The sequence below is a fragment of the Bacillus sp. DJP31 genome, from assembly GCF_049310945.1.
In the GTDB taxonomy this organism is placed as follows: domain Bacteria; phylum Bacillota; class Bacilli; order Bacillales; family SA4; genus Bacillus_BS.
Genome location: NZ_JBMERO010000048.1, coordinates 1 through 9,477, shown reverse-complemented (window position 1 = coordinate 9,477; position 9,477 = coordinate 1). Strand labels below are relative to the sequence as shown.

The following is a 9,477-nucleotide window of genomic DNA, read 5'->3' as shown; positions in this document are numbered from 1 at the left end:
TTTTCTCGGCCGCCTAGAAGCGACTCTTATAATATTATCAAATCTTTCAATCACTGTCAACAACTTTTTAATAACTTTTTTTTGAGCTGTTAAACTATTTTCGCGTCGTATTTAGCAGCGACCTATATGATATTACATGGATTTAAAAAGAAAGTCAACAGTTTTCTCATCGAAAAATAAAAATGACCTAGTCAGCATTAACGGTTGACTAGGTCATTACTCTTATCCTATTTAATTACCTGTTAAGAAAACAAAGTATAAGACGAAAATAATAAACATTCCATACATGATTGGGTGAATTTCTTTTATTCTTCCTTTTGCAATCATCGTAATAGGATAAAAGATGAATCCGATCGCAATACCAGTTGCAATGCTATATGTTAATGGCATTGCGACAATTGTTAGAAAAGCTGGTACCGCTATTTCAAACTTATCCCAATCAATCTTCTTTAATGCTGAAACCATTAGAATTCCAACAATGATTAGGGCTGGTGCTGTAACCGATGGCGTAATCACTCCTAAAAGCGGAGAAAAGAATAAGGCTAACAAGAAAAAGCCTGCTGTTACTACTGAAGTGAACCCTGACCTTCCACCCGCTGCTACACCCGCAGATGATTCAATATATGAAGTCGTTGTAGATGTCCCCAAAACAGCACCAACTACTGTTCCAGCAGAGTCTGCAAATAGCGCCTTGCCTGCACGTGGAAGTTTATTATCCTTCATTAAGTCTGCTTGATTGGCAACCGCAAGAAGTGTACCTGCTGTATCAAAGAAATCAACGAACAAAAATGTCAAGATAACAGCTAGCATTTGAATCGTGAAAATATCTCCTAGGTGTGCGAAAGCAACCCCGAATGTCGGCTCAAGACTCGGAACAGCACCGACTACTTTTGCTGGAGCATCAATAAGCCCTGTGAGCATTCCAACTACCGCAGTTATCAGCATTCCGAAAAAGATTCCTGCATTGACACGTTTAACCATTAATATGACCGTTATTACAACTCCGAAAATAGCTAGTAAAGTTTTACCGCTAGTTATATCACCTAAACCAACAAGAACTGCATCATTATTTACGATGATTCCTGCATTTTGAAACCCAATAAATGCGATAAACAATCCGATACCCGCTGCAACAGCGAGTTTCAACTCTGTTGGTATGGCATTAATGATCGTTTCTCTTAATCCAGATATAGTTAGTAGAATAAAAAATAATCCCGAAACTAGTACACCCGCTAAGGCTGTTTCCCACTTAATCCCCATTCCTAGTACAACAGTAAAGGAGAAAAATGCATTGAGTCCCATTCCTGGGGCTAACGCAATGGGGTATCTAGCAATAATCCCCATGAGAAGTGAACCAAGTGCCGCTGCTAATGCAGTTGCAGTAAATACTGCTTCCTTCGGCATTCTCAATTCATCTGGAAGATCGGTAATAACACTTAAACTTAGTACTTCCGGATTTACAAATAAGATATAAGCCATTGATAAAAATGTAGTTAAACCTGCGATAAACTCTTTTCTGTAGTTTGTACCCAGTTCATCAAATTGAAAATAACGTTTCATTTCTTTTCCCCCTCTTTCTTAATAGAAGGAAATACTCCCAAATAAAAACAGCTCCACGCAAACGAGCGTTGGAGCTGGACATAAAAAGGAAACAGAAAGAACCCATAAAATACGATTATCCGTAAGTGGATTAAATCTTTCCCTCGTAGTCCAGCTATTTACGGCAGCTTGGTAGAAACTTTCGGGCCATATTCCCAAAATTATACGAGACAATATTCGAATGAATGAATGAATAAGTACTTTCCGATATTACCACCTTTTTGATTACTCGTCAACAGAAAAACCGAACATTTTTTAACATGTTCGGTTTTTTCGTTCGGATTTATTCCCATTCTATGGTAGCTGGTGGTTTACTTGTAATATCGTATACAACACGATTGATATGATTTACTTCATTTACAATTCGGGTAGAGATCTTCTCTAATACTTCCCAAGGTATGCGCGCCCAATCAGAAGTCATTCCATCAATGGAAGTGACAGCTCGAATACCAATTGTATAGTCGTAGGTTCGGGCATCTCCCATTACACCTACACTTCTAATATCAGGAAGAACCGTGAAATATTGCCAGATGTCTCTGTCTAATCCAGCAAGCTTAATCTCTTCACGAAGTATAGCATCAGATTCACGTACTATTTCTAATTTCTCTTCCGTAATTTCACCTAGTACACGAATCCCTAACCCTGGTCCTGGGAAAGGTTGTCTCCAAACAACGTCATCCTGTATTCCAAGCTCCGTTCCTAACGCACGAACTTCATCCTTAAAAAGAGTACTTAAAGGCTCAATCAAAGTGAACTGCATATCTTCAGGAAGGCCACCTACATTATGGTGGGACTTAATCGTTTGAGCTGTTAAAGTACCACTTTCAATAATGTCTGTATACAACGTTCCTTGAGCGAGGAAGTCTATGCCTTCAAGCCTAGTTGCTTCATCATCGAAAACATAAATAAATTCATTTCCGATAATCTTACGTTTTTGCTCTGGGTCACTGACACCCTTTAACTTTGACATGAAACGCTCTTTTGCATCTACCTTAATGACATTCATATTAAAGCCTTCGCTGAACGTTTTCATGACACCTTCTGCTTCCCCTTTGCGAAGAAGTCCATGGTCAACGAAAATACATGTTAATTGATCACCAATTGCTTTATGGATGAGGACAGCCACAACTGAAGAATCCACTCCTCCACTTAAAGCACATAATACTTTTTTACCGCCTACTAATTGGCGGATTTTCTCTAATTCGATTTCTATGAAATTCCCCATCGTCCATTTCTCTTTACACTCACAAATTTCAAAAGCAAAGTTCTTTAGTAGATCGTTTCCGTATTCAGAATGTCTAACTTCAGGATGGAATTGAACACCAAAAAACTTCCGTGACGCATCGCTCATCCCAGCGATTGGGCAAGATGCACTGGTTGAATCTACTACAAACCCTTCAGGTGTTTGGGTCACTAGATCACCGTGACTCATCCAAACGACTTGCTCACTGGGTAGAGACTCATAGAGTAGAGACTCGTTTTCAATCTTTAGGACTGCTTTCCCATATTCACGATGATTCGCCTTCTCTACTACTCCACCAAATATGTGGGTCATTAGCTGCATTCCATAACAAATACCGAGGACAGGAATTCCCAAATCAAAGATTTTATGATCACAATGAAAAGCATTTTCCCCGTACACACTGTTTGGTCCTCCTGAAAGGATGATTCCTTTTGGATTCATTTCCTTCAATTCATCTGCCGTTATGGTATGTGGATGTAACTCGCTATAAACGCCAAATTCCCGAATTCGACGAGTAATTAACTGATTATATTGGCTACCGAAATCTAGCACAATAATTTTCTCATGATTAATGACCAACTAAAATCACCTCTACCTAATTATAGTAATAAACACAAAAAAACTAGGGTCCTCCTGTCTCTAGACACAGAAGGCAGTTTCCCTAGTTTCATACAAATAATACTATTGTATACATCTCGACCCTGCCTTCATAGTCAGGTGATTTACGGCAACCCCGCACGAGACTCTCATGACCATATTCCCTGAGGATATACGAAGAAATCTTTTTTAAGTTGAACCTATTCTATCAATGGCTCTTCAATCGGTCAAGATGATACTCTTTTAATTAAATTTTCCCATAATTCCCTTAAAGACTCGATATCCTTTTTTTCAAGGACATAGTCTTTCTGGTATTGGATTCCTTCTAGCTTTAAGGTTAGCTTTCTCATTTCTTTCGAATAAAAGAAGGAGTCTACGTACGCTGCATATTCACGTAAAGTTTGGCTTTCCTTTTTCTTAAGTCCATAGCCTCTAAGCGCATGAACCAACACAAAATAGGCTTTTTCAAACGACCGTGAGTTTTTAAATTTCCCATAACGTTGCAAGATATAGAACGGATACCATTTCCTACGAGTGAAAAATATGATTACACCTAGTACAATCAGAACTCCTGCTATTTTCAAGACATCAGTGAAGGTAATATCCAATGACCATGAAGAACCTGAACCCGCTGTATCCTTTTCTTCTTCTTCTGCAAGAAGATCTTCCCGCTCTCGATCAGGCTGCTCCTGATCAAGATTTGGAACTGGAACAGCCGCATCTTGTTCTTGATTAGTTGAAAAGTCATACGGGTTTGAAAAGCCCATCGTTGGCTCGAACGGAACCCAGCCACTCCCTGGAAAATAAACCTCTACCCACGAGTGAGCATTCGCATTTTTAACTTCATACATACGTGTATTATTCTCTAACGTTTGAATATAGTCTCCACCTGTATAACCCTTAACCCACCGAGATGGAATCCCAACTGATCGCAGTAAAACAGCCATTGAAGTAGAGAAGTTATCACAATATCCCTTCAGCGTTTCAAAAAGAAATTGGTCTACATAGTCGTCATTATTTCCAGGAACGGCCACGTCCTTTGTTTCATAGACAAAACCACTTCTTCTAAAATAGCTTTCTACTGCTTTTACTTGATCATATCGATTCGAGAATGGTGCAATGATTTCCTCTGCTAACTCTCGAACTCGAATCGGCGTATTATCTGGAAGCTGTGTGTAACGACTTGCGATGTATGGGTCATCTAATAGAGGTGTAATCCTCAAATTCTCAAATTTATATTGAGGATCATTATAGACAACTCCGTACTGCTCTAGTGGATAAGGCTGCCCACTTCTTTCTGTCATTACTTTTTCCGTACTCGTATTAATCTTGTATTCAATCTCCAAATCGGTTTTAACACCTTGTAATTCAACAGGATAGACAATGTGTGGATATCCAAGCTCAACATTTATAACAGCCTCTGAGGGAACAGTCTCAACGGAAGGATCTAGCATCGAAATGTGTAGATTTTCCGCATTTATCGTAGAACTTAAATCTGTTTTAGATGCTTCCCAACCCTTACCTGTATAAATATCCTTCGTCTCCACTCGCCAATATTCACGAGAAGTCGTTTCCGCTGTAAAAACAACAGTTTCATCACCGATAAATGCTCCACCCAATCTAGAGTCATTCGTCCCATAGCCAATACGCTTTACACCATTCATACCAGACGCTTCACCATACCCCTTTAAATAAGGTATCGGATCTGGCCAGATCGGTGCGGCCTTTGGAGCTAGGTATCCAAGCGTAGTGGTCAGTAATGTCAAAATTACAAGAGGTACCAACCATTTTGTCAAAAGCTGTTTGTTAACAAGGATTCCCTCTTTATCTTTTAATCGTTCAAACCTTAACAATCCAAGAATAAGAAAACCAAACACAATCATTCGAACGATAGCTTGACTAGCATCATATGGCGTAAACGTATCTAATATAGCTAGATAAGTAATCGTCAAAATCAAGAACAGGAAAATTTTCTTAAGCTGGACAATCCAATATTCCATTAAATAAGCCAACAACCATAGCAATACAAAAAAGAGTATACTTCTGAATGAATTCGTCATCTCCCACCAATTGGCTGCTAGCATAAAACCAACATTGGCTCCGAGGTCCTGAAAAAGTTCGCCGATCCATTCCCTTTCAAAAAAGCTTCCTTGATAAAATAAGCTGTGTATAAAATAAGCAATAAACAGCACCTTTGCTGAAAAAACAACGAGAAAAGGTGGCTTTAAATAAGCTAACAAATAGGAAAAGGCAATAAAATAAAAAAATATCGATAGATTCCCTGTATCTGTTACTTCATCTAATGGGCGAAGCCATTCCCATAAAACAAGAAAGCCATAAATATAATAGATGATTTTTTGAAACCTTCCTTCTGCCTTACTCATCTACTCACCTCATGAAAAGCTTCCGCATATTGACCTTCCATTACTGCTTTAACAGAAATATGCTTTCGCTTTAGGTTCTCAATCTTAACAATCGTTTCCTTTGATGGATTTAGCTTTGGTAAAACAACAAACACAACAAGATTGTATTGTCGGTGGGCCATCTGCTCAATACTACGAATAAAGGACTCTGTCAATTCACTCGTAACAAATAACATCGTTAACCCTTTCTGCCATTTGCTAAGTTCTGATTCAACGGTTGATGCAAAATCGTTGCTATCAGGCTGAACTTTTGCGAGATGGTAGAAAATCTGTTGCTGATGATGTTCGGTATTTTTCACCCCACCAATGAACCGGTCTTTCCCTATTGAAATAAATCCCATTTGAGCACCATGTCTCAAAATTGAACGAACTATAGAAGCGGATAATACGACAACTTGTTCGAACAAGGCCCGGTTTTGATTTTTGGAACGATCCATAAACACTACCACATCATGACTTTGCTGTTGTTCAAATTCCTTTGTCATAAAGGTGTTTTTCCTCGCACTCGCCTTCCAATCAATCCATGTAAACCGATCTCCTGGTTGATATTCACGGACACCAACCGCCATCGTTGTATCACGAATCAGCTTTGTTCTAGAAGATGTGTATCCTTGATCAAATCGATTTTCAAGCTGTCGATAAGCTAAATCCACATATTGCGGAAAAACAAGGTACGCTTTTTGGATTTCGTAGCTACGTTCCTTCTCAATTAAACCAAATAGATCCCCTGTTTTGATTCGAATTGACGAAAGCATATGCTCTCCCCGAGGGATAGAATCGATCACATATTCAAATTCAATCGTTTTCCTAAACCAAGGAAACACGATATTTTTTGACCGCTTAGATTGCTGACAGAATTTTAATGAGGCCGGTATTTCTTCCTCCACAATGACATATAAAAGCGGAATAAACGGAAGTTTTCTCTCAATAGTAATTGTCGCTTTCAGCTTTTCACCTGAAGTAAATTGTTCTTGGTTCACTGTTCTGAAGACCGTAAAGAGCCCCATTGGATAAAAGCTAACTAATAAAGAATAAAGTCCAAATGGCAGAAAGCAATAGAAAATAAACCAGCTAACAAATCCACCTTGAAACATCGCATAGATAAATGTGACAGCAAGGAGGAAGACAATAACGAAAACCCTTGCTGTTAATTGAACATATAAGTTTTTCTTCATAAAGATCAGCGCCTTACGAGCGGAACCCTAATCTGTTCGAGCATGCGCTCCACTATTTGCTCTGTTGTAATTCCTTCGAATTTCGCTTCGGATTTTAAGATAATACGATGCGATAAAGTGAATGGTGCTAAGTATTTAACATCATCAGGAACAACATAATCACGACCATGAACCAGTGCATAGGCTTGTGCTGCTCTCATTAACGAAAGAGCACCACGTGGACTAGCACCCAAATAAATAGAAAGGTGGTTACGCGTCTGAGTCACGATATTTACAATATATTGTCTAATCGACTCATCCACCGATACTTTCTTTGCCTCTTGTTGTAATTGAATCAGTTCCTCGGTAGAAATAACCGCCTCTAACTCATTTATGGGTTGACCAGATTCCATGCGTGCTAGCATATCCATTTCCTCATCTGGAGTCGGATAGCCCATTCGCAGCTTTAAAATAAATCGATCTAGTTGAGCCTCTGGTAATGGATAAGTACCCTCATATTCAATCGGATTTTGCGTAGCCATAACAAAGAAAGGCTTCGCTAAGGGTCTCGTTACCCCATCCACTGTAACGGTAGCTTCCTCCATCCCTTCAAGAAGAGCGGCCTGTGTTTTAGGTGACGTTCTATTAATCTCATCAGCTAGTACAATATTCCCCATAATAGGTCCTGGACGGAATTCAAAACGAAGCTCTTTCGGATTATAAATAGAAACACCTGTTACATCTGATGGAAGTAAGTCAGGCGTAAATTGAATACGTTTAAAATCAGCACTAACTGACTTTGCTAATGCACGAACCATCATTGTCTTCCCAACACCAGGAACATCCTCTAGCAGAACATGTCCCTCCGCCAACAAAGCTACCAAGCTTAAAGTTGCCACGTCCCGCTTCCCAATCATGACCTTGCCAATGTTATCTATAACTCTACCTAATACTGGATGTAACGTATCAATGTTTTGCACCATAAACTGTTCTCCTCTTCTCTTATCAAATGAGTATTTTAGGTTCACGTGAATTCCATACTATGTAAAAACGAAATTTTCTATCTTTTCCAATAGATTACCATAGATGTAGTATATAATTCTAACTTTTTTGTGTATTCCCTTTTTCTCATCTTAAAATAAATCAATATGACAACCTCTCCATATCATATCTTTATAAAATGTAAGGTTGTGGTGAGAACAATGAATACTAAACTAGTTAAAGGCTCATGTATTAGGAAGTACTTATTTTTTGATCTAGTTGTTTGCACAGGATTTTATTATTATCCTTGAACTGATATGTAACCATAAACGCTCCTTCTCCGAGGCGGTAGTAGTTGACCATCCATAAAAGCTACTAGTTCGTTGTTATAAACAGAAAAATCGATATGCTCACCGCCTAGGTAATTAAACATATTATCAACTATTTTTTCCTTACCAATCGCTATTTCGACTTGATCATCAGATACCTTTCTCGTTTTTCGACATTGTTGCTATCAACAATGAGTTACAGGAAATTATTGCTCGCTATACGTACGATGAGTGGGGAATGGAATCTACTAACAATAGATGTACCTACATCATTAGGGATGGAAGTAGCAAAAGCAAATCCATTCCGCTATGTTGGAAAGTTTGGCGTACAATAGCAAAATCAACACAAGTAGTTCGATCAACAGCAAAGACAATTGCAGCAAAAGTTAATAAGGTACCATTAGTTTCATAATAACTATTATTTATTCAAGCTAATAAAAAAACCCCTTTATGGAAGAATAACAATAGCAGATTGGAGGTAGTAAAGCATATGAATGATAAAAAACCTATTAGCTCATCGGAACTAGGAACACTATGGCTTACATACCAAGAAAAAACACTTATCCTAAGGGTATTAGAATATTTCATCGAAAAATCCGACGATCAACAAGCTATAAATATTATGGGAGGTTTATGGCAAGAGCTAGACTTTTATGTAAATAAAATAATTGGTATTTTTGAAAATGAAGGTGTAGTAATTCCTATAGGATTTACTAATGAAGATGTTAACTTAGAAGCACCAAAGTTATACGACAATGGATTTGACATTATGTTTCTCCGTATTTTAAAAGAAATTAGCATGGGCATGTACACATTAAATATGACTATGGCATACCGTGAAGATATTATGTCAATTTATGCAGGACTAACTACTATCACTCATAGGACTTATCAATTATCTACCCTTTATTTACTAAATAGAGGGATCCTTACCTTACCACCAATAGTAACCATGCCAAAAACAACTGAATTTATAAAGAATAAAAGTTATTTAAATGGATTTACACCCTTTAGTAATGATAGGGCTTTGAACGATATTGAAATTGGAACTCTCCATCATGGAATTGAATCAAATAGTATTGGAATGCAACTGATAACTGGTTTCGCACAATGTGCAGATGACAAAGAGGTTAAACAATATTTTGCAAAGG

Annotated in this window: 7 protein-coding genes and 2 riboswitches; of the genes, 2 read left to right on the top strand and 5 right to left on the bottom strand. The window is 38.1% G+C overall.

Annotation, left to right across the window (positions count from 1 at the left end; translation table 11 throughout):
- Positions 1-231: 231 nt before the first annotated feature.
- From ACOI1C_RS21560 to ACOI1C_RS21540, 5 genes are all read right to left on the bottom strand, one after another.
- On the bottom strand, positions 232-1,560 hold the full coding sequence (locus ACOI1C_RS21560) for an NCS2 family permease (RefSeq protein ID WP_422512647.1): 1,329 nt from the start codon (positions 1,558-1,560) through the stop codon (positions 232-234).
- A 126-nt stretch (positions 1,561-1,686) separates the two neighbouring features.
- Positions 1,687-1,788: riboswitch (purine riboswitch) on the bottom strand.
- A 94-nt stretch (positions 1,789-1,882) separates the two neighbouring features.
- A complete protein-coding gene (gene guaA, locus ACOI1C_RS21555; RefSeq protein ID WP_422512645.1) occupies positions 1,883-3,421 on the bottom strand; it encodes a glutamine-hydrolyzing GMP synthase in 1,539 nt (512 codons plus the stop codon).
- A 111-nt stretch (positions 3,422-3,532) separates the two neighbouring features.
- A riboswitch (purine riboswitch) is annotated at positions 3,533-3,637 on the bottom strand.
- 29 nt (positions 3,638-3,666) lie between these two features.
- Positions 3,667-5,823, bottom strand: a complete 2,157-nt coding sequence (locus ACOI1C_RS21550; protein WP_422512643.1) for a transglutaminaseTgpA domain-containing protein — start codon at positions 5,821-5,823, stop codon at positions 3,667-3,669.
- Positions 5,820-7,037 carry a DUF58 domain-containing protein gene (locus ACOI1C_RS21545; RefSeq protein ID WP_422512642.1) on the bottom strand — a complete coding sequence of 406 codons (1,218 nt, stop codon included), beginning with the start codon at positions 7,035-7,037 and terminating at the stop codon, positions 5,820-5,822. Before ACOI1C_RS21545 ends, ACOI1C_RS21550 begins: the two co-directional genes overlap by 4 nt.
- Positions 7,038-7,042: 5 nt before the next feature.
- Complete coding sequence (locus ACOI1C_RS21540) at positions 7,043-7,996, bottom strand: AAA family ATPase (protein ID WP_422512649.1); 954 nt, start codon at positions 7,994-7,996, stop codon at positions 7,043-7,045.
- Positions 7,997-8,517: 521 nt separating this feature from the next.
- Here ACOI1C_RS21540 and ACOI1C_RS21535 point away from each other — a divergent pair.
- The gene (locus ACOI1C_RS21535; RefSeq protein WP_422512641.1) at positions 8,518-8,661 is read left to right on the top strand and encodes a hypothetical protein; all 144 of its coding nucleotides are present in this window, start codon (positions 8,518-8,520) and stop codon (positions 8,659-8,661) included.
- Between the two features lie 155 nt (positions 8,662-8,816).
- On the top strand, positions 8,817-9,477 hold a 661-nt coding region (locus ACOI1C_RS21530), incomplete at its 3' end, for a DUF3231 family protein (protein ID WP_422512639.1).

What these genes read in the sequence shown, in the direction of transcription:
- ACOI1C_RS21560 (WP_422512647.1), bottom strand. Translation starts at nt 1,560, where the DNA reads ATGAAACGTTATTTTCAATTTGATGAACTGGGTACAAACTACAGAAAA.
- ACOI1C_RS21550 (WP_422512643.1), bottom strand. Translation starts at nt 5,823, where the DNA reads ATGAGTAAGGCAGAAGGAAGGTTTCAAAAAATCATCTATTATATTTAT.
- ACOI1C_RS21545 (WP_422512642.1), bottom strand. Translation starts at nt 7,037, where the DNA reads ATGAAGAAAAACTTATATGTTCAATTAACAGCAAGGGTTTTCGTTATT.
- ACOI1C_RS21535 (WP_422512641.1), top strand. Translation starts at nt 8,518, where the DNA reads ATGAGTTACAGGAAATTATTGCTCGCTATACGTACGATGAGTGGGGAA.